Consider the following 21,252-nt stretch of genomic DNA (forward strand, 5'->3'; position numbering starts at 1 on the left):
CTCAATGGCCAGATCCCACCGGCCATCGCTGGCGCCGACCCCCAGGGGAGGTGTATCGGGAGCTGGTGCTGGCGGTGTGCCGCTTCTATCACCAGCTGCTACCAAACCTGTTCGAGGGGCTTGATGACGCCACTGAGCTGCTGCTGCCCGACGACCTGCTCACCGAAGGCTCGATCGCGGCAGGCTTCCGCCACTCGATCAGCGACACCGACTGCGACGACGTGGAGATCCTCGGCTGGCTGTATCAGTTCTATATCGCCGAGAAGAAAGATGAGGTGATGGCCCGCAAGAAGGCGGTGCCCACGGAAGACATTCCTGCGGTAACCCAGCTGTTCACGCCCCACTGGATCGTGCGTTACCTGGTGGAGAACTCACTGGGGCGGCTGTGGCTGCTGAACCGCCCGGACTCGAAGCTGCGCGAGCAGATGCCTTACTACATCGAGGGCGAAGCAGAAACCGATTTCCTGAAGATCAATAGACCAGAAGAAATCAAGCTGCTGGATCCAGCCTGTGGCAGCGGGCACATGCTCACCTACGCCTTCGACCTGCTCAGCCTCATCTACGCGGAGGAAGGCTACGCGCCCAGCGAGATCCCAGCTCTGATCCTGCGGAACAATCTGTATGGGCTGGAGATCTGCCCCCGTGCCGCCCAGCTCTCTGAGCTGGCTCTTGTGTTCAAGGCGCGGGAATCATCACGGCGTTTCTTCCAGCCGGATCAGCTGGTGCGGCCGCAGATCATTGACCTGCAGGATGTGCGGTTTGGTGATGATGAGCTGAATGACTACATCCAGGCTTTGGATCTAGGCGAGCTCTTCGATCAGCGCTTGCTCAAGCTGCTCCACCAGTTCGAGGACGCGAAGACCTTCGGTTCGTTGATCCAGCCCTGTATGGATGAGGGGAGTATCATCTTCGTGCGCCAAGCCATCGAGGCGAAGGACCTCGGCGGGCAGCTATTCCTTTCCGAGACGCACGGCAAAGTGTTGCGTTTGCTCGATCAAGCTGAGGCGCTCACCCAGCGGTGTCACGTCGTCGTGGCCAATCCGCCTTACATGGGCCAAGGTGTTATGAACCCAGAATTAAAGGCTTTTGTTTCCGAGCGGTATCCTGATTCAAAATCAGATTTATTTGCTGCGTTTATCGAATCCAACAACGCTCGTCTCATCCCCAATGGAACAAATGCGATGATAACGATGCAGAGTTGGATGTTTTTGTCTTCATACCAGAATCTCCGTAAAAAACTTCTTTCGCAGACTCGAATTCTTTCGATGGTACATCTTGGACCTCGTGGATTTGACAGCATTGGCGGCGCAGTCGTTCAAACGACAGCTTTCATTTTTGAGAAAAGACCTGCCAATAATTATCGAGGCTATTTCTTCCGTCTAGTTGAAGGGCAGAACGAATTTGCCAAAGAGACAGCCTTCGTCCAATCAGTTGAGTCTTTATCTCGCTCCACTAATTCAATGGTTTACCGTGCATCCACTTCAGACTTCTGCAAAATACCTGGCAGCCAGATCGCATATTGGCTTAGTAAGCGTACGGGAACAATTTTCCAGTCAAACGAGAAACTTGGCAGTATCTTTAGCGTCAATCCGGGAATCCGCACAGGAAGAGATGAGCAGTTCTTGAGACTTTGGTTTGAAGTCTCACAGAATGCGATTCAGTTTGGCCTAACAGATGCGGCTCAAATGAGAGATGATCTACGTTGGTTTCCTCTGCATAAGGGAGGTCCGTTTAGAAAGTGGTATGGCAATTCCGAACACGTTGTTAATTTGTATGATGACGCGATTGACATTAAAACAAAAAGTCCAGATTATCGGCTTCGTGACAAGTCCTGGTATTTTAAGCCATTCGTTACTTGGTCAAGGATTAGCTCGTCAGACGTTGCATTTCGAGTTATCGACAATGGAGTTCTTTTCTCAGATGCCGGACCAGGCATCTTTGCTAACGACCGATGTCATGAGGTAACAGGACTGCTTAACTCAAAACTCGGCAATCACTTTCTTGAAGCTATTAACCCTACGCTAAACTATCAAAAGCAAGACATCGAGGGAGTTCCATTTATTCAAAAATGTAAGGATACCTTCGTAGCAGAACTGATCGGTCTTGCCAAGCGTGACTGGGACAACTTCGAGACTTCGTGGGACTTCCATGACCAGCCCTTGCTACGGCCGGGGCTGAAGGGCCAGGCGTTGAAGGCGAGCTGGCGGAATTGGGAGGCGCAGAGCACCGCCGCCATCCGCCGGATGCAGGAGCTGGAAACGGAAAACAACCGGCTCTTCATCGCCGCTTACGGCCTCGAGGATGAGCTTGAGCCGGAAGTGCCCGAAGAGCAAATCACCCTCGCCCGCGCCGACGCCCGCACGGATGTGGCCGCTTTCCTCTCCTATGCCGTCGGCTGCATGATGGGGCGCTACAGCCTCGATGAGCCAGGCTTGACCCTGGCCGATTCCCTCGATAGCCAAGCCGACCACCTCGCTGCCTACGAAGGCAAGGCGGGCAAGCCCCTCAGCGAAGTCCAGTACTTGCCCGATGCGGACGGCATCCTCCCCGTGCTCGATGGTGAATGGTTTGAAGACGACATCGTGGCCCGTAGCCGCGAGTTCCTGGCCGTCACCTTCCCAGAGAGCTCCCTGGCCGAGAATCTGCGCTTCATCGAAACCTCCCTCAGCAAAGACCTGCGCAAATACTTCTGCTCAGACTTCTACAAGGACCACCTGCAGACCTACAAGAAGCGGCCGATCTACTGGATGGTGCAGAGCCCAAAGAAGGGCTTCGGCTGCCTGATCTACCTGCACCGCTATACCAAGGACACCCTCAACCTTGTGCTCAACAACTACTTCCGCCCTTACCTCTCCAAACTGGAGGCTCGCCTCGCCCAGCTAGGCCTCGATCAACTCAACGACGATCTCCCCACCCGCGAGCGCACCGCCGCCCGCAAGGAGGCCGAGAAAATCACCAAGGTGTTGCGCGAATGCCAGGCCTGGGAGCAGGACGCCCTCCTCCCCCTGGCCCAGCAACGCATCGAGCTCGACCTCGATGACGGTGTGAAGGTGAACTACCTCAAGCTTCAGGAGGTGCTTGCACCGATTCCTGGGCTGGCGGCGAAGGAGGACTGAGGTATAATAAGGTTATTACAAACAAGTAACGCTACTTATTCCTGCCGTGGCACACAAAAGCTTGTGAAAATAAAAAGGCTAGAAATTGAAAACTTCCGCTGCAAGGACAAGGCCACTCTTAAGCTTGGCTCACGTCTTACTCTACTTCTCGGCGAGAATGGGTCTGGTAAAACAACATTCCTTGATGCGATAGCGATCGCATTAGGTGCCATCATTTCCTATTTACCCAAGGCTAAAGGGAGAAGCTTCCAGAAGCGTGGAGAGATTCGTCAAATTGGAGGGAGGACACTCAAATACGCGCGTATTGCTGTTGAAAGTATAGAGGGTATTTCTTGGGATTGCGTCGAGAAAGATCCGAAGTCAAGAGTCAAGATACCTGAGATTGGCAAGAGACAGCTGAAGGAATATCTTGACCAACAAATTCTCGAGCCACTCGCCAATGAAGATGATTTTGTTCTTCCAATCTTCGCTTTCTACGGGGTCAGCAGGGCCTTGCTTGATATTCCAGAAAGGCGTCGTGGTTTTGACTTAGAGTCCGATCGAATTTTTGATGCCCTGGATCAAGCCCTGACATCTGGATCTAATTTCAGATCTGCTTTTATATGGTATTTCAACAAAGAGATGGAAGAGTTGAGGCTACGCAATGAGATACGTAACTTTGACATTACGCTTCCACAGCTAAGGGCTGTACGTAAATGCTTAACGACACTTTTTCCAACTCTTACGAATCCTCGTTTTTCCGTGAAACCTCCCCTTCGTCTCATAGTCACTGAGAATAGAGAGGATCTAGAACTTTCACAATTGAGCGATGGCTATAAAACCATGATCGGTGTAGCTATTGACCTGTCACGTCGCATGGCAGCAGGCAATCCTGACATGGATAACCCTTTGGAATCGCCCGCAATCGTAATGATTGATGAGGTGGATCTACATCTCCACCCAGCCTGGCAACAGAGGATTGTTTCGGATTTGCTCAAATGCTTTCCCAATACTCAATTTATCGTAACGACTCATAGCCCGATTATTGTTGAAGGGATTAATAATCTCTTGAAAAGATATGCCATTGACAAACTGCTTCCAGCCTTCTTGGACGATGACTCGCTGATTAATATTAGGGCCCTGCACCCGCTCAATCCAGCGGAAACGGCAGTCTATCAGGTTACGCAATACGATCAAGTAGAGCTTATGGACATGGAAGAAGGCCTAACTGCTGACAGCTTAATTGAGAACTTTAATCAAGTCTCACTCACCTTTGAACACATGCGTGAGCTCGAGTGGAGATTGCAGAATGAACATCAAGAAGAAAATGGCTAGGACATGGCAGGAACCCCTCGTTTAGACCTTATTCCAGCCAGTCTGGTTCATTGTATTTGTTTGGCCAACAAGAATCCCTGTGATCTCTGCTGCGGTAAGATTTGTTTTCTAGATCAGGGGATACGTGTTACTATAAGGCCAAAAAAAGGAGAAATTGCCGCTGCCTTGGCGCTTGATGGATGTGTCTTTACGGATTACCAAAAAAATGTGATGGACTTTTCGTCTTATTTAGATCTGGCCGCGTCGACATTATACTTGTTGAACTGAAGGCTAGTCATGTTGTTGACGCATTTGAGCAGATCTCGCATGTTATGCAGAGTAGGAAGGAGTATCGCGATATAGTGTCGCACTTGACATCTTTAGTGGCAAATCCAAGGCAGATTGTGCAGAGGTCTTTCATTGTTACGACGGGATTTCTCAATCCACAAGTACGGCAGAAGTGGGAGAAGGCTTGCGGCGTTCTGCCCAGGGTGATTACTGTTGAAAAAACAGCTTCGTCCGCGCCCGATCTTCGAAATGAGCTATAAAGTATGGTTAAATCATTATTCGCAATTCAGAATTGTCAGCTTTCTGTCGCTCATTTTGACTTAATCGATATATCTGTGTATGAGATCGCCTCGTTTTTAATGAAGTTGTGGTCAGCTATCTCAGGGTTCGTTGCAAATCAGGATTAAGTCAGCATGACCCGAACCCCCGCCTCCACATCCCGCATCCACGAGAGTCTGGACGCCGCAATTGCCCGTAAGCGCGTGGTGATCTGGTACGACCCCAGCGGTGAGTGGACAGAAGACTTCGAGAGCTTCCAGCCCAAAGGCACCGAGAAGCGGCGCGTGATCGGCAACGAATTCTCCACCAAGGTGGAGATCAGTCGGGCGCCACTGAACCAGCGCTTCCTGCTCTACATCCCTTCCGAGAAGCCTGCTGAGAAGGACAACTGGCTGCTGGATCTGCTCCTGGCAGGCCATGAATTCAAGGCCGACCGGGCCTCTCTCGATCTCCAGGAAGCGGGCCTCACCCTTGAGTTCAAGGAGTTGGCCCAGCAGCACAAGGCCTTTTTCCGCTCTCCCATCCGCACCCAGCAACTCAAAGAGCTGCTGCGCCCCAACGACGACGAGAGCGCCGTTCGGCTCAAGATGCTTGCCGTGGTGGCCAAGCAACCAGCCGACATCGACAAGCTGTTGCTCCATGCCTTCAGGCAGCTGGATCCCACCGATACAGAGGCCGATGATCCGGTGCAGGCGGCCTACGGCAGCGCGCTCCTCAGCGAGCATTTCTGGAAAGCCGTGGCCAGCAAGTTCGGCTACCGCAGCATGGCCCCGAGCTTGCGCGATTTCGCTGTAGCGCTGTTCAAGAGCGTTAGCCCGATCGGTCCCCAAGGCGACCTGCAGCCCCACGGGCGCGTGTTCCTGAGCTTCTGGAAAGACAGCAACCGCAATCGAGCGGTCTTCGAGGCCTGGTCGCTAGCCATGGCTCAGCTGCTGGCCATCGAGCCGCAGCTCAACGACGCGCCCCCGGAGTTCGATCCAGGCGAAGAGGACAGCTTCGAACTGATCGAGCGCTTCGTGTTGCATCGCCTCGTGAACGGGTTCACCGCCGGTGTGGCCGATGCCCAGCTGCTGCAGACCATCCGCAACCGGCGCCATTCCACCTGGTACGACAAGCACCAGCACGGCTACCAGGCGATTGAGCACGCCATCAGTCTGCGCAGCCTCTTGGAGAAGGCCGTACTCCAGGTGGAGAGCTTGGACGCTGGTCTGCAGCAATACATCAGCGGCTGGTGGCGCATCGATGAGGCCTACCGCCGCTGCACCTTTCACGCCCGCACCTACCAACAGCCCGGCCTGCTCCAGAAACTCCGCCACTGGGTGGAGAGTCACTACGTGAACAACTTCCTGCTGCCGCTCACCAACAACTGGAGTGATCAGGTGGCCGGCCTGAGTCAGTGGCGCTCACAGGCCCTGCCAGCGCAGAAGGAGTTCCACATGCGCTACGTGCATGCACCCCTGGGCTCCAGGGGCATCAAGCGGCTGTTTGTGGTGATCTCCGATGCCCTGCGCTACGAGGCCGCCCGCGATTTTGCCGATCGTCTCTTGAACCAACCAGGCAAGGGATGGCAGGTGGAGGTCGACGCGCTGCTGGGTTCGCTGCCCTCCTACACGCAGTTGGGCATGGCCTCCCTTTTGCCTGGGGCACAAGTGAGCATCAATCCCGCCGATGGTTCAGCCGTGGTCGATGGCCAGAGCGCCAGCGGCACCGTCAACCGCGACAAGATCCTCAAGACCTACGCCAAGGGCCGCGCCAAGGCCCTGCTTGCCGATGACTTCCTCAGCCTCCCCACCAGCACCGCCGGAAAAGAGCTCACGCGAGACAACGACCTGATCGTCATCTACCACAACCGCATCGATCAAGTAGGCGACAAGCAGGCCACCGAAGCCCAGACCTTCCAGGCGGTGGAGCAGGCCTTTGAGGAACTCGAGCAGATCCTGCGCAAGATCGCCAGCCTCAAGGGAAGCCAGGCCCTGATCACCGCCGACCACGGCTTCCTGTTCCAGCAGGAGCCCCTCGATGCCAACGACAAGGCGGTGTTCCCCCCAGCCGATCAGCTCCCAACCAAAAGTCGACGCTTCGCGCTGGGTGATGGCATCGAGCCGAGGCCTGGCCAGAAGATCTTCGCGGCCCAGGCCCTCGGCTTCACTGGCGGCTGGAGTGCTGTGTTCCCTCTGGGCCTCGATCGCTTCCCGATCAAGGGTTCGGGGTCCCGCTTCGTGCACGGCGGCACGTCTTTGCAGGAGGTGGTGGTGCCGGTGATCAAGCTCAAGCGAGAGACCAAAGAGGAGAGTCGCCTGGTGGAGGTGGAGGTGCTGCGACTGCCCGCCAAGATCACCACAGTTCGCCTGTCATTGGCCCTGTTCCAGCACGATCCGGTGGAGGCCAAGAAGGTGATGCCCCTGCAGCTGCGCATTGGCCTATACGCCAAGGCCGATGGCGCCCCCTCTGCGCGCCCCGCACGGTGCTGTTTGATTCGGCCGCCACCGATCCCCGTGAGCGCGAGCAGCCACTCATGCTGGAACTCTCCAACGCTGCCGACGACTACAACAACCAGATGGTGGAGCTGCGCCTAGAGCGGCTCGTGGAGGGTGTCGCCGATCCGGTTCCCTACAAGAGCGCTGAACTGAAGCTGCAGCGGCCCTTCGGCAGTGATTTCGATGAGTTCTGATGGCCTTAGCCCATGCCTAAGCTAATGGCATCATTGGAGCCCTTTGCCATGGAGCCAGCTGTCCCACTGCCGCGTTCGGAGCCGCACACGGGGCCGCACTCAGGGCCTCGTCTGGTGAATGTGCATCAGGCCAAAACCCAGTTGTCTCGCCTGATCGATGATGCCCATGCCGGCGAGACGATCGTTCTGGCCAAGGCCGGCAAGCCCTGGGCCAGGCTGATGCCATTGGCACCGCCACCCCCGCAGCGCCTTCCTGGTCGCCTGCGCAGCTATGGACCCCTGAGCGATCCCGGCATCCTCCTGGAGCCTTTGGAGGCTGATGAGCTCGCCAGCTGGGAAGAGAGCCCGCTGATCTCGGCAGCCCCCAACCCGTGACGAACTCCGCGGCCTACCTGCTCGACAGCCATGTGCTGCTCTGGTGGTGGTTTGATCCTGATCGGCTCTCGGCCGCTGTGCGTGAACTGCTGATCGAGCCCACCAACACGGTGCTGGTGAGTGCAGCCACGGTGTGGGAGCTCAGCCTCAAGTACCACCGCGGCAAGCTGCCTGAGCTGGAGCGCGCCATCGATGACCTGCCGGGACTGCTGCAGGCTGATGGCTTCCAGCCCCTGCCGATCACCCACTCCCATGGGCTGAGGGCCGGCGCCTACAGCCAGGCCCACCGGGATCCGTTTGATCGGGTGCTGGCCGCCCAGGCAGAACTGGATCGCCTGGTGCTGCTCACCGCCGATCCGCAGCTCTCCACCTTCCCCTGTCAGACCCTTTGGTGACCTCGCATGGCGATTGAGCACAGCCCCCTCGATCAGAAGATCCTCGAGCACTTCCCCGGCCTGGTGGTCCGCAAGGACCTCACCACCGAGCTCAAGCAGAACGCGGTGGTGCCCACCTACGTGCTCGAGTACCTGCTCGGCCAGCACTGCGCCACTGACGATCCGGCTTTGATTGCCGAAGGGCTCGAATCAGTGCGCCGCATCCTCGCAAAGCACTACGTGCACCGCAACCAGTCGGAGCTGGTGAAATCCACGATCAAGGACAAGGGAAGCCACAAGGTGATCGACAAGCTCACCGTTACCTTCAACGAAAGGGCTGGCTTCCACGAGGTGGAGTTCACCAACCTCGGCATCAAGAAAGTGCCGATCGACGATTCCTACGTCAAGCGCTACCCCAAGCTGCTGGTGGGTGGCATCTGGGCGATCACGGACGTGGAGTACGAACTCCCCGTCGACCCCAAGGCCAGCCCCTGGCAGATCTCAACAGTGAAGCCCATCCAGGTGGCCGGCGTCGATCACGAGGAGTTCCTGGCGGCACGGGCGAAATTCAGCACCGATGAATGGATCGATGTGCTCATGCAGAGCGTGGGCTTCAACCCTGAGCACTTCAGCCGCCGCGCCAAGCTACTCACTTTGATCCGGCTGATTCCTTTCTGCGAGCGCAACTACAACTTGCTCGAACTGGGACCAAAGGGAACGGGTAAATCGCACATCTTTGCCGAGTTCTCACCCCACGGGATGCTTATTTCTGGTTCAGAGGTCACCGCACCAAAGCTTTTTGTCAGCAATATCAACGGCAAGATTGGCCTGGTGGGCTACTGGGATTGCATTTGTTTTGACGAGTTCGCCGGTAAAGACAAGAAGGTCGATAAGACATTGGTCGATATTATGAAGAACTACATGGCTAACCGCACCTTCTCGCGCGGCATCGAGCAGCTTTCGGCCGAGGCCTCGATGGTGTTCATGGGAAACACCCAGAAGTCGGTGGCCTACATGCTTAAGCACTCTCATTTCTATGAGCCGCTGCCCGACAAATACATCGACTCGGCCTTCCTCGATCGCATCCACGCCTTCAACCCCGGCTGGGAAGTGGCACCGGTGCGCCATGAGCTGTTCTGCAAAGGCTATGGCTTTGTAGTCGACTACATCGCCGAGGTGCTCAAGCACCTGCGCACCGAGGATTTCACCAGTCGCTACAAGACGTTCTTTGAGATCAGTTCAGAGGTCACCACTCGAGATCAGACCGGTTTCGAGAAAACCTTCTCCGGGCTGATGAAGATCATCCATCCCGATGGCAAGGCCAACAAGGAGGAAGTCGCCGAACTGCTGGAGTTCGCGATGGAGTGCCGCCGCCGAATCCGTGAGCAGATACTAAGAATCGACGACACCTTCAAGCCCAACGACTTCATCTTCCGCGACCTCAAAACCGGCAGTGAGGTAACGGTTCTGACCCCGGAAGAGAAGCAGTACCCTGCCTTCTCCGGTCTCCGTCCCCCCGCTTCCCAACCAGGTGGAGTGGCCACCGAACCGGCCCCTGGCGAAGGAGGCCTGGTTGCAGGAACAACGGACAGCGACCAAAGCGAGACAACCGATCCGCAGTCCGATTCCTCAACTCTCAAGGAGCACCATCTGGTCGTTCCTGAAAACTCCAAGGGTTGGAGCTACCGGCGGCTGTTTGGTGATTACCTTCGTGGTGCGACGGGGATCATCATTCGAGATCCCTACATCCGCCATTTCCACCAAGTCCGCAACATGGTGGAATTTCTACGCATGGTGAATGAGATTACACCTGTGGGCGATGAGGTGTCGGTCCACTTAATCACCGGATCTGATCAAGACACGATGGAGAAGCAGTTGGAGAACCTAGGCCAAGTGCAGGATTCATTCGCGGGCACCAGCACACCGTTTAGCTGGGAGATCGATGCCAGCGCCAACTTCCATGCCCGCAGCCTCACCACCAACACGGGCTGGAAAATCACCCTCGATCGAGGCCTGGATTTCTTCCAATGGTTTGAATTCTCAGCCTTAAATGCCGCAGCGGCGGTGCAGGAGGCCAGGCTGGTGAAGGGTTGCGAGATCAACTACATCGCTGTGAAACCCTGACGACTCAGTCGTTCTGAGTGGCCACCATCCATACCCGCTTGAGTGGAAGAGCCAGGCGGATCTCTTCCGGCAGCCTCTCGTAGTGCTCAAAGAGTTTCTCAAGCAGATCCTTGCGGCTCCAGAGCCGGACCCGGAAGAAATCCCGTGCCAGCTCTTTTTGAACATTGGGCTTGAAACCACCCCAGCTCACGAAGAGGCAGGTCTCGGCGCCGAATTTCTGCCCGGCGCCGATCAGCTTGTCCACCGTTGGCCGATCCGCTGGCTCGGATCCTGACTTCACCTCAACGCAAATCTTGGGCTTCCCGAAGCCCAACTCACCACCGCCAGCCAGGATGTCGGCACCTCCGTCAGCTCCCTCCGGGCTGCGGTAGGTGGTGTATCCCTCGGCCCGCAGGATCGCCTCCACAAGTTCGGTGAGGCCATGCCCCTTGAAGCGGGCCTCGATCAGCCGCTCCACTTGATCGCCGGCCAGCTCCTCCAGGTTGACGTTGATCGGGGCGCTGACGTCGCTGATAGTTTCACCCTGACCTGGCTGCTGCGGTGTGGCCACGCTCGCGCCAGCGCTCTCCGGCTTCCATTTGTTCGCAGCCATCGCCCGCACCCGTGCTTCCGCGTCGTTCCGCTGGATGCGACAGATGGTGAGGAACGCCCCGAATGAATAAAGAATGTCTTGCGGGAAGGCGCTGCGGGGGATCAGGCCGCTGAACCAGTTGACGCTGCGCCAGTGGAAGTAGGGATCCGGGCCTCCCTGCTCGAAGTGATAGCCACTGGTGATCTCTCCGAAGTAGAGGCCCGACTGGAGCTTGGAGGGCATCACAACCCAGTCTCCCTGTGCCATGTCGCGCCCAAAGGCCCACACCTGCGCAGACCAGTTGATCAGCGCCTTGGCCTTCTCCTCTTGGTAGCGCTGCTCCATTGCATGGATCAGGGCCTGCCGGTCAGCCAGGGCAGCCAGATCCACATTCAGAGCATCCCAGGCCAAGTACACGCGACCCTCGTCGAGAAACTTCTGCTCCTGCTCGCCGTGGGAGCCGGCGCGGATCAGCCAAAGGGTCATGGGCCTACTCCGTCACCACCAATCAGTCTGAGCGCTTCCTCGTATTCCGCCTCAATCCCCAGCCCTGAATCCTCATCAGGCGTGAGCCGCTTCATGCCCACATGGATCAGGCAGGCCAGGGCTAGGTCGCTCCAGCGGCCCGGCAGGGTCTTCAGGGTGCGGGAGGTGCCTGGCTCATTGATCTGCAGCCCGCTCTGGCCCACCGCCGCCACCTCGCTGATCACCGCCAGGAACTCGGCCTGGTCCATCGCCTGGAAGCGGCGCAGGGCATCGAGGCAGTAGGTCACCGCGTCCGGCCTCAAACCATTGCTGCTGGCCTGGCGTAGGTCCCGCGCGGCGACCTGCCCCCGCAGCGCCTTGGCCTGCTCGCCCAGCTCCCCAAACGGGTGCTGCTCGATCACCTGCAGCAGCAGCGCATCGGCCTCGTCGCGGTGCTCACCTGGATCCAGCTCCAACAGCGCCTGGGCCAGGCTCAGGCTGGCCACCGCATCGTTCGGTGCCACCGCAAGGGCCTGCCGGAACCGTGCTGCCCCTGCCGCCAGTGCGCCCGCCGCGGTGAGCAGGCTCCCGAGGGTGCGCAGCGCATAGGGGTTGCCAGGCTCCAGCTCAATCGCGCTCTCAAGCGCCTGGCGTGCTTCTGCCTGGTCCTGGTCCCTCAGCGCTGCCACACCCAGGGCCACCTGGGCATTGGCAAACGAAGGATCCACCGCGACCGCCCGCCGCAGGAGTTCACGGGCCTCCTTCAGCTGACCCTCATCGCTGGCCACCATGCCCAGGTTGTAGAGCGCGTCTCGGTTCTCGGGTTCGGCTTCCAGCAGGGCCACCAGCAACGGCCGGGCCTCGCCGTAGCGGCGTTGCTTCAGCAGCGGTGTGATGGCCGCCATCGCCTCGGCTGTCGAAGTTGCACTCTCAGTGGCTGGGCTCCAGTTCACCTCGATGCGCCCATTGGCGAACACCACATCCACCCGCCCGCCCATGGCGCCATAGGCCTGCTGGAAGTAGTCGGTCACCGCCCGGTGGAAGGCCGCGCTGCCCGGCTTACCGCTGTCTTCCGGCAGCAGCTTCCGATCGAAGGTTGTCTCCTCGATCGTGAACGAGGTGGCCTGCATGCCCATTCAGCAAACCCCAGCGGGATAGGCAGGCTGCCAGTTGTACCAGCGCGCAATCCCGAGCTTCTCGGCCCAGGCGTCGATCATCTCCCGATCCGGATCCGGCGTCGTGGCCTGCTCTCGGGTGCTGGCGATCAGCTCCCGCGCCAGCGCTTCGAACCCTGCCGCCTGATACGGCACCGCCAGTGGCGGCAGGCCCACCAGCTCAGCGGCCTGGAAGGCATAGGCCGCGTTCATCCCCCGGCTCGCCTTGACGACCGCGGCAGGAGCCAGTCGGTCGATATCGGCATTGAGGCTGGGCACGTTCTGCTGCACCTGCTCCTGCAGCACCGCCGCCTGCAAGCCCCGCAACTCCGGTGCCTCCTCAAACAGCCACTGGTCAGCGCACAGCCCCGGTCCGATCGAGCGCAGCTGCACCATCAGGCCGTTGTAGAAGCCAAGCCCCAACTCCCGTACCCGGGCCAATGGCAGCTTGCCCTTGTGCAGCTTCTCCACCTGCGAGACCACCTGCTCGCGCGCCTCCCGCTTCTCCGTGAGGTTCACCCGCAGCTCCTGGGGCACCTCCACCAGCCGCAGCAGCAGGGCTGCCTCAAAGGCCACGTGGTAACTGCAGGCCTCGTCGTCCTGCCTGAACAGGATCAGGTGCGCCTGCCGTTCCTTGTTGGCGGGCTTGAGGGTGGCGAGGGTGCTCAGACCCGGCTCCTGAGCCACGGCCACCGGCAGTCCACTGACCGCTTCCACCCGCTGGAGGATGCGGGACACGGCCGGTAGGAGCGCGTGCTCAACCATCGCCAAGAGGCTGCTGCGGCAGGAGTGTCCCCACGGTATCGGCCGCTCCTCGGCTCCCCAGCGAGGATGGGAGGCCTCCAACGGATGAAGTGGCGACGCCTTTGCAGATCGGTGCCACCGTGCGCCTCTCGCGGGCCTTCCTGCAATCCACCGCCATGGTCACCGGACCGGCGGCCCCCACCAGCGTGGGGCCGTTTGCCAGGGGCACCGTGACGGCGATGGCGCCGATCAGCCCTGGCAGCTCCCTCGTGCTGGCCACCGTCGCCTGGGCTGATGGCGAGAGCAGCCAGGTGAACGTGGGCAACCTGGAGCTTCAACCGGGCAACCCGCCGCTCAGCGACTTCAGCTGAAGCCCCTCGCCGGTGGCCGCCGACCAGGAGGCAGCAGCGGCACCTCGATCGTGCAGCCCTCCTCCATCGGGTAGCCCTCCATCTCCAGATGCAGGTCGCCGCAGAACACCGACAGGGGCGGATCCAGATCGATCGCCTCCAGCAGGGCCAGCACGATTTCCCCGGCGCTGTCGCTCGGATGCCGCTTCAGGGTCATGTGGAAGCGGATGGAAGTGAAGCGTTTGAGATCGGGCCGTGCCGAGAGCACATTGGTGCGCAGGAACCGGCCGATCCCGTACTCGGTCTGGTTGACGAACATCACATAGGGACGATCGTCACCGGGGCCTGGCAGTTCGTCCTGGGTGGTGATCGTGAGGTCGGCCATGGTGCTGCTCAGGCCTCGTTGCAGCTTGTGTTCCCGCTCTGAGCGTCGAACAGCGGCCCCAGCGGCACCACTCCCAACTGGCCTTGTTCCGCTACTTGGAGTCCAGATGGGTTGGGCTGCTCCGGTCCGAACAGCTCCACCGGCGGAGCATCAGGACCGAGCGGCAGTGGGTTCTGCCGGTAGCGCTGGCGCGGCATGAAGGGAACTCATCGAGGCGGCCTCCAGCATTGAACATCCGATCGGCCTCGCTGGTGCAGATCTCCTTCCGGGAGATGAGAGCTCAGTGCATCAGACGCTCCCGCAGGAACTGATCGCTCAAGGCCACCGCCGTGGCCCAGTTCTCCGCCTCGCTGAGCCCGGAGCTGCGGGTGGACTTGAAGCTGTGGTCACCGCTGGGGATCCAGCGCAGTTGCACCTGCGGCGAGAGGACGTAGGTCTCCACCTCCTCGCGGCGACCGAACGTATCCCGCTCCCCCTGCAGGATCAGGGTGGACGTCTGCAAGGCGCTCAGGTGCTCGGCGCGCAGCTGCAGCGGTTTGCCGGGCGGGTGAAAGGGATAGCCCAGACAGATGCAGCCGCGCACCCGATCGCTGGCGGCCAACTCATCGACCAGCAGGCTTGCCACTCGGCCGCCCATCGACTTGCCGCCGATAAACAGCGGCCGGTCCGGCTCCTCCATCTGCTCGAGCCGCGCCTGCTGGCGGAACGCCTCCTGCAGCACCGGCATCCGGTCGGGTCCCTGACGCCTGCCCAGGATTCGCTGCCGGGCCATGTAGGGGAATTCAAAGCGCACCACCCGCCAGCCCTGCTGCGCCAGGCCGCCGGCGATCGCCGCCATGAACGGGCTGTCCATCGGTGCACCGGCCCCATGGGCCAGCAGCACGGAGGCCGGCGCGGCGTCGGGTCCATCGATCAAGGGAAACGCCTCGGCTTCCATAATTAGGCACGAAAGCAACGTTTGCAGCCGCAACATCTGGAGCCTGCTCCAGCAACCTTCCCAAACCTCGCCCATGTCCGGTTATTCGATCCGGCCCATGCGGCCTGCAGATCTGCCCCAGGTGACCGAGTGGGCGCGGCGGGAAGGCTTCTGCCCAGGCCCATGCGATGTCGACGACTATCGCGACACCGATTCTGACGGCCTATGGGTGGGCTGCCTTAACGGCGAGCCTGTGGGGTGTATCGCCGGCGTCCGCTACGACGACCAATACGGCTTTATCGGCCTGTTCCTGGTCCGCCCTGAGCACCGGGGCCATGGTTACGGCGTGGCCCTCTGGGAGCGGGCCCTGGCCCACCTTGAGGGGGTGGCCTGCGTGGGACTGGAGGCGGCCGATGCGCGATTGGTGGACTACACCGGCTGGGGGTTCACCGCCGCAGGCGCAACCCTGCGCTGGCGTCGGGACACAGGTGGCCGGGGGGATCGCGACGCCGCTGCGCCCGAACCACAGGGGATCAACCTGCTGCCGGCAGCCGCCGTGCCCAAGGATGTGGTGCAGGACTATGACGCCCGCCACGAGGCCACTCCCCGGCCGCTCTTCTTGGGCCTCTGGCTGGGGGAGCCGAATCCCGGCACTGTGGTGGTAGCTCTCGACGCCGAGGGCTGCTGTCGCGGGTACGGCCGCATCAGGCCCTGCCTGCTGGATGGCCCAGAGCGGGCAGGGGGCTGGCGGCTAGGGCCGTTGATCGCTGACAGCAGCCCCATTGCGCAGGCCCTGATCGATCAGCTGACCGCCCACCGCCATGGCCCGGTGTTGATCGACGCTCCGGATGCCAACCCCCACTCCGGTCCGCTGCTGCGGTCGGCGGGCTTCTCGGTAGTGAGCCATACGGTGCGCATGTACCGAGGTGGGCCGCCCCAGCTACCGCTGCAAGACCTCTACGGCTTGGCCTGCCTTGAGCTGGGCTGAAATGGTTGGGAACAGGAAGGATCTGGTGTCAGCCGAGTGGCCTGCGGGCAGCCATCCCCTGCTGGCTTAGCAGAGGGTCTGCCCAACAGCCGCCGCCTGCGCGCCCGCCAGCTGGATTCGCTCAAGCAGTGCTGCCGAACGTGCTCCACCAGCAGCTGTTCCAACCCGGCGGCAGCGGAGCGCAGCTCTGGGAGCTGAACCTGGTGAGCCGCCTGTTGAACGATCCCACCATCGGTGAGTGCACCAGCGGGCTGCTGACCTTGATCGAAACCCCCGAGGCGATGGAGGCCTACCTGCTGCGGGCCCAGGGCCAGGATGACCTCAAACGGCGTGCCAAGCGCTGCATCGAGGCGGTCCAGGAAGCAGGCCGGCTGGCCCGGATCCGGGGCTGGCTGACTCAGGCATAAACCCCTATTGCCCCCATCAGCTGGCCGGCCGATTGTGAACTCATCGACAACCGGGAGGCTCCAGACCATGGAAGACACCCCACCTGAGCATCAGTTAGGAGTGCGCTGACGATCCGGTCCCTGCTCCAACACTCTCGACGGATCACTGACTTCCCTGGCGCGTGACGCGGCTGTTTGATTTGCTGCAACGCCGTCCATTGCACCGTTAACGGCCTCGCCTCAGGTGCCCCGGACCCAACGGGAGGTCCCACTTGTCAACTGGCCCCAGGTGCCAGCGTCAGCAGCTCCGCCCCCACCAAACAAACTGCTTCAGAGCCCGGTGGCCTCGTCACCGGGCTTTGTCGTGCAGCTCCCTGAACCATGGAGAACCTGGCCCAACCAGGTGGTGCCGTCAGCATCGGGCCGAGACCGGAATGACGTCTAACGTTGAAGCCTCAGCCCATGAGGTTGGCGAAAGCCGCTGCCGTCATGACCCCAGCCGATCAAGCCAGCCAAAACCTCGAAGCTCCCTTCTCCGTCCGCCGCCGGCAACGTGGGGGAGAAGCGTCATGCAGGTGAGCAGTTCGGTGAGCGCCATGGAGGCTCTGCGGGCACGGATTCGGGCCCAGAGCAAAACCGTGGCCGAGCACATCGCGGCTGATCCGGACGCCAACTCTTTCATCGGCGACTGGGCCACACCTGAACTCCTCGGCCGCTGAGCGCAAGCGTGGAGCTGAAGGCAGGGCAAATTGTCACGGTCGACTGGCGCAAAGATCCAGATGACCCCGATCAAGACCCTCACCCCCCGGAGCCCAACAAGCTCAGACCGGCTGTGGTCGTGCAGGATTGCGAACTGTTTGACTTTGCTTATCCCACAGTCCTGGTGGTGCCGATGACGAGCGACCCCGAACTGGCCATTCCCGACCTGACTGTGGTGCTGCAACCCAGCGCGACCAACGGCTGCAAGAAGGTGAGCTATCTGCTCCCTCAGAATCTCACCTGTGTCGCCAAGACACGCATCACCACAGCCACTGACTCCTGCGTCACCCCCGCCGAGCTACAGCAACTGCGCCAGCTGGTGGTGCTGGCCATCGGAGGGCTCACCTGAAGGATGAGGCGGCCATCGCCAGTTTCAGCAGATCACTCCTCCTCGTCGACCGCACCAGCAGGAATCAGGCGGATCTGCTTGCGACCCAGCTTGATCTCGAACTCATCGCCGGGCTTGAGGTCGAGCAGACCTGTGTAGGCCTTGCCCACCAGAAGAAGGCCTCAAGGAACCAAGGCGTCTGGCGCCACTTGCCCTGAAGCCTGCTCTCCAAAGGACTCCGTAGGCATCACTCGTTCGTCCAAACACGTCCAGCGCCGACTCGGCTGAGTTGCCACAAGGCCCGAATACCCAAGTCAAAGCTCAAGGTTTTATGCCATGATGATCATCATGCGATACCCCGAAGGCCACAACCAAGCCGTGCGCGAGCGAATCCTCAGTTCTGCCGCTGAGGAGTTGCGCCGTAACGGCCTTTCGGGCATCGGCATCCCCGCCCTGATGAAGCGCGCCGGCCTCACCCATGGAGCCTTCTATTCCCATTTCCCCAACCGTGAGGCCCTTGTCGCCGAGGCCATTCGTGCAGCGGCCGCCGCCAGTGCTGACGGTCCACTGGCAGGGTCTTCCACCCTCGAGCAGAGCCTCGCCCAATACCTCTCTCCTGAGCACCTTGCCCACCCAGAGCGTGGCTGCGTCATTGCTGCGCTCGGCGGCGAGGGCGCCCGTCAGCCGGCCCCGGTGCGCTCAGCCTTCGCGGCGGCTGCCCGAGGCTTGCTGACGGCGATCGAGCGCAAGCTGCATCCCCGCCGTCCTTCCCGTCTGCCCAGCGACCAGGCCCTGCGCCTGGTGTCCACCATGGTGGGAGCCGTGGTACTGGCTCGCCTGGTAGACGATCCCGCTCTGGCCCAGCGGTTGTTGGAGGTGGCGGCACATTCGGCTGAACCTTCTCCTGGCAGGGCTTGAGTCGGGGCTTCTCTTTTTGTCCAATTGCATGACAAGCATCATGGCAACCACCTACGACCATCCCGCCCTCGCCGCTGCCCGCTCCCGAGGACCAGCGCCACCGCCTCCACCGCTCACCCTCGAGGAGGTGCGCGCCATCGCGCTTGCCGCCGGTGCCGATGACGCCGCCTGGGTGTCGCTGGATCACCCCGACCTGAGCGAGGAGCTACCCCACGTTCTTGCCGCCATGCCGGGGGCTCGCTCGCTGGTGCCGATCGTGCTGCGCATGCATCCCGAAAACGTGCGCAGCCCTCGCCGCAACGTGGCCAACCTCGAGTTCCACCGCAGCGGCCACGAGGTGGATGAGATCGCTGCCCGAATCGCCCGGGCCCTTGACGAACGGGGCCACCGGGCCATGAACCCGCCCATGGCCTTCCCCATGGACATGAGCACGTTCCCGGGCCGCTCCTGGATCGTCTCCCACAAGCGCGTCGCCGAGGCGGCCCAGCTCGGAAAGATGGGGCTGCACCGCAACCTGATCCATCCCCGTTTCGGGTCCTTCGTGCTGCTGGGCACGGTGATCACCAGCGCGGAGGTAGCCCAGGCAATTGCCCCGCTCACCTACAACCCCTGCATCGACTGCCAGCTCTGCGTGGTGGCCTGTCCCGTGGGCGCCATCGAGCCCAGCGGCGCTTTCCGCTTCTCCGCCTGTTACGACCACAACTACCGCGAGTTCATGAGCGGTTTCGCCGACTTCGTTGAAGATGTGGTGGAGAGCCGCAACCGCCAGGACTTCCGCGATCGCGTTCCCCTCGACCAGGCTGTCACCACCTGGCAAGGCCTGGCCTACAAACCCAGCTACAAGGCCGCCTACTGCGTGGCCGTCTGCCCTGCCGGCGACGACGTCATCGGAAACTTCGTCCACGACCGCCCAGGCCATCTGCGTCGGGTCGTCAAGCCCCTTACCGAGCGGGAGGAAACCATCTACGTGGTGGAAGGCTCAGACGCCGAGGCCCACGTGCGCCGTCGCTTTCCCCACAAGCGGGTGCAACGGATCCGCTCCAGCCTGCGGGCCACCCGGCCCCAGGAGTTCTTCGGCGCTCTGGCCTTGATCTTCCAGCGGGGGCCGGCGAGGGGTTGGGCCGCCACCTACCACTTTGATCTGAGCGGAACCGATGCGGTGCGTGCCACCGTGCGCATCAACGATGGACAGCTGGAGGTGGAGCCCGGGGTGCTGGCGGGAACGCCCGATCTGCTGGTGCGCGCCGATGCCCGCCTCTGGATCGACATCGTCAGCGGGCGGCGAAGCCCTGTGCTGGCGGTGCTGCGGCGCCGACTACGGATCACGGGCGACCGGCGTCTGCTGGATCGGTTCGCGGCCTGTTTCCCCCGCTGAGAGGCAAATCCACATTGATGAACCCACCGATGACACCCTTTCGAACCCATCACCAGCAGCGCTTCTTTGATCGCTATGGCCCCTGGGCCATCGTCACGGGCGCTTCCTCTGGCATCGGCCGCGCCATCGCCGGCCGTCTGGCCGAGGCAGGGCTGAACCTTGTGATCGTGGCCCGAAGCCGGGGCGTTCTTGAGGATCTGGCGGCAAGCCTCGCAGCCGAAAACAGCATTCAGGTGAGAACCATCGACGTCGACGTCGCACTCGAGGCAAGTCTTGAGACGATCCGAACAGCGACGGCTGACCTGGATGTGGGCTTGCTGGTGGCCTCCGCAGGGTTTGGCACCTCCGGGCCCTTCCTTGAGGCCGACATCAAGTCAGAAGAGGAGATGCTGATGGTCAACTGCCGTGCGGTCCTCAATGCCTGCTTCCATTTCGGACGCCGCTTCTCGCAGCGGGGCCGAGGCGGCCTTGTGCTGCTGAGCTCGATCGTTGGCTTTCAGGGGATGCCCTATGCGGCTCACTACGCCGCCACCAAGGCCTACGTGCAGGCCCTGGCTGAGGCCCTCAACGTTGAACTCAGGGGTTGTGGTGTCGATGTCCTCTCCGCTGCCCCGGGCCCAACTCACAGCGGTTTTGCAGACAGGGCTGGCCAGCGGATGGGGATGGCCCTGGCACCGGAAGAGATTGCTCAACCGATCCTCGATGCTCTCGGGCACCGAGCGACGATCTTTCCAGGGTTCCTGTCGAAGCTGCTGACCTATGCGCTCGTGCCTCTGCCGCGATGGGCGCGGGTTCGGATCATGGGGCGGGTGATGGCCGACATGACCAAGCATCACTGACCATCAAAATCAGAGGACGATGTTCGAATGACGGCACCCAGCACGCGATTGTGATGATCCCAGCTGGGTATGTGCCCAGGTCAATCTGCTACTCCCGGCATCTCAAAACCACCCAGCAGCCGAGTGCTCAACCTGGATCTCATGAAGCGAACTCTCACTCCTCATCTTCTGATGTACCAGCCGGGATCAGACGGATCTGCTTCTTGCCCAGCTTGATCTCGAACTCATCGCCAGGCTTGAGGTCAAGCAGGGACGTGTAGGCCTTGCCCACCATGAGGTTGCCGTTGAACTGAATCTTGGTGGTGTAGCTCAAGCTGCGGCCGGCCCTTCCCTTGCCGTTGCCACCGCCATCTCCGAGGCTGACGCCCTTGGCTTCCAGCAGCGCCTCATAGAACGCCGTGAAGTTCAGCCGCTCGCTGCCGTCCTTCTTGGTGCTGAGGTAGCCGGCGGCTCGCACCAGATCGGACTTGGAGGCATCACCAAGCTCCTTGACTTTGGCGAGCAGTTCAGGTCCGGTTAGCGCCATAGATCTCTAAAGAAGATTCAATACATGT

General features: G+C 60.7%; 20 protein-coding genes and 1 pseudogene. 14 read left to right on the top strand and 7 right to left on the bottom strand.

From position 1 onward, the window contains the following. Positions 1 to 50: 50 nt before the first annotated feature. The 6 genes from pglX (at position 51) to brxL (ending at position 10,520) form a co-directional block, all read left to right on the top strand. Positions 51 to 3,116 (top strand): BREX-1 system adenine-specific DNA-methyltransferase PglX, encoded by a 3,066-nt coding sequence (gene pglX, locus AAF143_RS02410; protein WP_414026466.1) that lies wholly within the window; start codon positions 51 to 53, stop codon positions 3,114 to 3,116. A 63-nt stretch (positions 3,117 to 3,179) separates the two neighbouring features. Next, positions 3,180 to 4,430, top strand: coding sequence for an AAA family ATPase (locus tag AAF143_RS02415; RefSeq protein ID WP_255005486.1), 1,251 nt, complete (start codon positions 3,180 to 3,182; stop codon positions 4,428 to 4,430). Between the two features lie 680 nt (positions 4,431 to 5,110). Then, positions 5,111 to 7,552 (top strand): BREX-1 system phosphatase PglZ type A, encoded by a 2,442-nt coding sequence (pglZ, locus tag AAF143_RS02420; RefSeq protein ID WP_414026467.1) that lies wholly within the window; start codon positions 5,111 to 5,113, stop codon positions 7,550 to 7,552. A 209-nt stretch (positions 7,553 to 7,761) separates the two neighbouring features. Further along, positions 7,762 to 8,022: a type II toxin-antitoxin system Phd/YefM family antitoxin gene (locus AAF143_RS02425; RefSeq protein ID WP_255005507.1), complete on the top strand. Its 261-nt coding sequence runs from the start codon at positions 7,762 to 7,764 to the stop codon at positions 8,020 to 8,022. Next, complete coding sequence (locus AAF143_RS02430) at positions 8,019 to 8,417, top strand: type II toxin-antitoxin system VapC family toxin (protein ID WP_255005509.1); 399 nt, start codon at positions 8,019 to 8,021, stop codon at positions 8,415 to 8,417. The genes AAF143_RS02425 and AAF143_RS02430 overlap by 4 nt, the downstream gene beginning before the upstream one ends. A gap of 6 nt (positions 8,418 to 8,423) precedes the next feature. Beyond that, a complete protein-coding gene (gene brxL / locus AAF143_RS02435; protein WP_255005513.1) occupies positions 8,424 to 10,520 on the top strand; it encodes a BREX system Lon protease-like protein BrxL in 2,097 nt (698 codons plus the stop codon). 4 nt (positions 10,521 to 10,524) lie between these two features. Here brxL and AAF143_RS02440 read toward each other — a convergent pair whose 3' ends face one another. Genes AAF143_RS02440 through AAF143_RS02450 form a run of 3 tightly spaced genes read right to left on the bottom strand, consistent with a single transcriptional unit; the run spans position 10,525 to position 13,448 of the window. After that, a complete protein-coding gene (locus AAF143_RS02440) occupies positions 10,525 to 11,577 on the bottom strand; it encodes a restriction endonuclease (RefSeq protein WP_255005515.1) in 1,053 nt (350 codons plus the stop codon). Continuing rightward, entirely contained in the window at positions 11,574 to 12,686 is a 1,113-nt protein-coding gene (locus AAF143_RS02445) for a tetratricopeptide repeat protein (protein ID WP_255005516.1), read from the bottom strand. Before AAF143_RS02445 ends, AAF143_RS02440 begins: the two co-directional genes overlap by 4 nt. A gap of 6 nt (positions 12,687 to 12,692) precedes the next feature. Further along, positions 12,693 to 13,448: a hypothetical protein gene (locus AAF143_RS02450; RefSeq protein ID WP_255005519.1), complete on the bottom strand. Its 756-nt coding sequence runs from the start codon at positions 13,446 to 13,448 to the stop codon at positions 12,693 to 12,695. Positions 13,449 to 13,564: 116 nt separating this feature from the next. Between AAF143_RS02450 and AAF143_RS02455 the strand changes: the two genes are divergently transcribed. Further along, positions 13,565 to 13,825 (top strand): hypothetical protein, encoded by a 261-nt coding sequence (locus tag AAF143_RS02455; RefSeq protein WP_255005520.1) that lies wholly within the window; start codon positions 13,565 to 13,567, stop codon positions 13,823 to 13,825. On the opposite strand, the gene AAF143_RS02460 is transcribed toward AAF143_RS02455, so the two are convergent. Further along, on the bottom strand, positions 13,818 to 14,189 hold the full coding sequence (locus tag AAF143_RS02460) for a hypothetical protein (protein WP_255005522.1): 372 nt from the start codon (positions 14,187 to 14,189) through the stop codon (positions 13,818 to 13,820). The two genes, AAF143_RS02455 and AAF143_RS02460, sit on opposite strands and share 8 nt — an antisense overlap. Positions 14,190 to 14,469: 280 nt before the next feature. Further along, on the bottom strand, positions 14,470 to 15,162 hold the full coding sequence (locus tag AAF143_RS02465; RefSeq protein ID WP_414026468.1) for an alpha/beta fold hydrolase: 693 nt from the start codon (positions 15,160 to 15,162) through the stop codon (positions 14,470 to 14,472). Positions 15,163 to 15,199: 37 nt separating this feature from the next. On the opposite strand from AAF143_RS02465, the gene AAF143_RS02470 reads away from it, so the two are divergent. The 4 genes from AAF143_RS02470 to AAF143_RS02485 all read left to right on the top strand — a co-directional run bounded on the left by AAF143_RS02470 (position 15,200) and on the right by AAF143_RS02485 (position 17,587). Further along, complete coding sequence (locus tag AAF143_RS02470) at positions 15,200 to 16,093, top strand: GNAT family N-acetyltransferase (protein ID WP_414026469.1); 894 nt, start codon at positions 15,200 to 15,202, stop codon at positions 16,091 to 16,093. A gap of 140 nt (positions 16,094 to 16,233) precedes the next feature. Further along, a complete protein-coding gene (locus AAF143_RS02475; RefSeq protein WP_414026470.1) occupies positions 16,234 to 16,500 on the top strand; it encodes a hypothetical protein in 267 nt (88 codons plus the stop codon). Positions 16,501 to 17,048: 548 nt separating this feature from the next. Then, a complete protein-coding gene (locus AAF143_RS02480) occupies positions 17,049 to 17,198 on the top strand; it encodes a hypothetical protein (RefSeq protein WP_414026471.1) in 150 nt (49 codons plus the stop codon). 8 nt (positions 17,199 to 17,206) lie between these two features. Further along, the gene (locus AAF143_RS02485; protein ID WP_255005528.1) at positions 17,207 to 17,587 is read left to right on the top strand and encodes a type II toxin-antitoxin system PemK/MazF family toxin; all 381 of its coding nucleotides are present in this window, start codon (positions 17,207 to 17,209) and stop codon (positions 17,585 to 17,587) included. Positions 17,588 to 17,619: 32 nt separating this feature from the next. On the opposite strand, the pseudogene AAF143_RS02490 reads toward AAF143_RS02485, so the two are convergent. After that, positions 17,620 to 17,748, bottom strand: a pseudogene (locus AAF143_RS02490) (AbrB-like transcriptional regulator); the annotation flags it as partial. Between the two features lie 166 nt (positions 17,749 to 17,914). Between AAF143_RS02490 and AAF143_RS02495 the strand changes: the two are divergent. From AAF143_RS02495 to AAF143_RS02505, 3 genes are read left to right on the top strand one after another with little or no spacing between them, the layout of a single operon-like run. After that, on the top strand, positions 17,915 to 18,484 hold the full coding sequence (locus AAF143_RS02495; RefSeq protein WP_255005529.1) for a TetR/AcrR family transcriptional regulator: 570 nt from the start codon (positions 17,915 to 17,917) through the stop codon (positions 18,482 to 18,484). Positions 18,485 to 18,512: 28 nt separating this feature from the next. After that, a complete protein-coding gene (locus tag AAF143_RS02500) occupies positions 18,513 to 19,859 on the top strand; it encodes an SCP2 sterol-binding domain-containing protein (protein WP_255005530.1) in 1,347 nt (448 codons plus the stop codon). Positions 19,860 to 19,888: 29 nt separating this feature from the next. Continuing rightward, complete coding sequence (locus AAF143_RS02505; protein ID WP_255005536.1) at positions 19,889 to 20,698, top strand: SDR family NAD(P)-dependent oxidoreductase; 810 nt, start codon at positions 19,889 to 19,891, stop codon at positions 20,696 to 20,698. Between the two features lie 154 nt (positions 20,699 to 20,852). Here the strand turns inward: AAF143_RS02505 and AAF143_RS02510 are convergent, their stop codons facing one another. Beyond that, positions 20,853 to 21,224, bottom strand: a complete 372-nt coding sequence (locus AAF143_RS02510; RefSeq protein ID WP_255005537.1) for an AbrB family transcriptional regulator — start codon at positions 21,222 to 21,224, stop codon at positions 20,853 to 20,855. Between the last annotated feature and the right edge of the window lie 28 nt (positions 21,225 to 21,252).

This window comes from Cyanobium sp. ATX-6F1, from assembly GCF_047395825.1.
Taxonomy (GTDB): Bacteria; Cyanobacteriota; Cyanobacteriia; order PCC-6307; family Cyanobiaceae; genus ATX-6F1.

Excerpts from the sequence above, each read along its gene's own strand:
- pglZ (WP_414026467.1), top strand. The coding sequence starts at position 5,111 with ATGACCCGAACCCCCGCCTCCACATCCCGCATCCACGAGAGTCTGGAC.
- brxL (WP_255005513.1), top strand. The coding sequence starts at position 8,424 with ATGGCGATTGAGCACAGCCCCCTCGATCAGAAGATCCTCGAGCACTTC.
- AAF143_RS02440 (WP_255005515.1), bottom strand. The coding sequence starts at position 11,577 with ATGACCCTTTGGCTGATCCGCGCCGGCTCCCACGGCGAGCAGGAGCAG.
- AAF143_RS02445 (WP_255005516.1), bottom strand. The coding sequence starts at position 12,686 with ATGCAGGCCACCTCGTTCACGATCGAGGAGACAACCTTCGATCGGAAG.
- AAF143_RS02460 (WP_255005522.1), bottom strand. The coding sequence starts at position 14,189 with ATGGCCGACCTCACGATCACCACCCAGGACGAACTGCCAGGCCCCGGT.
- AAF143_RS02465 (WP_414026468.1), bottom strand. The coding sequence starts at position 15,162 with ATGTTGCGGCTGCAAACGTTGCTTTCGTGCCTAATTATGGAAGCCGAG.
- AAF143_RS02470 (WP_414026469.1), top strand. The coding sequence starts at position 15,200 with ATGTCCGGTTATTCGATCCGGCCCATGCGGCCTGCAGATCTGCCCCAG.
- AAF143_RS02480 (WP_414026471.1), top strand. The coding sequence starts at position 17,049 with ATGCAGGTGAGCAGTTCGGTGAGCGCCATGGAGGCTCTGCGGGCACGG.
- AAF143_RS02495 (WP_255005529.1), top strand. The coding sequence starts at position 17,915 with ATGCGATACCCCGAAGGCCACAACCAAGCCGTGCGCGAGCGAATCCTC.
- AAF143_RS02500 (WP_255005530.1), top strand. The coding sequence starts at position 18,513 with ATGACAAGCATCATGGCAACCACCTACGACCATCCCGCCCTCGCCGCT.
- AAF143_RS02505 (WP_255005536.1), top strand. The coding sequence starts at position 19,889 with ATGACACCCTTTCGAACCCATCACCAGCAGCGCTTCTTTGATCGCTAT.
- AAF143_RS02510 (WP_255005537.1), bottom strand. The coding sequence starts at position 21,224 with ATGGCGCTAACCGGACCTGAACTGCTCGCCAAAGTCAAGGAGCTTGGT.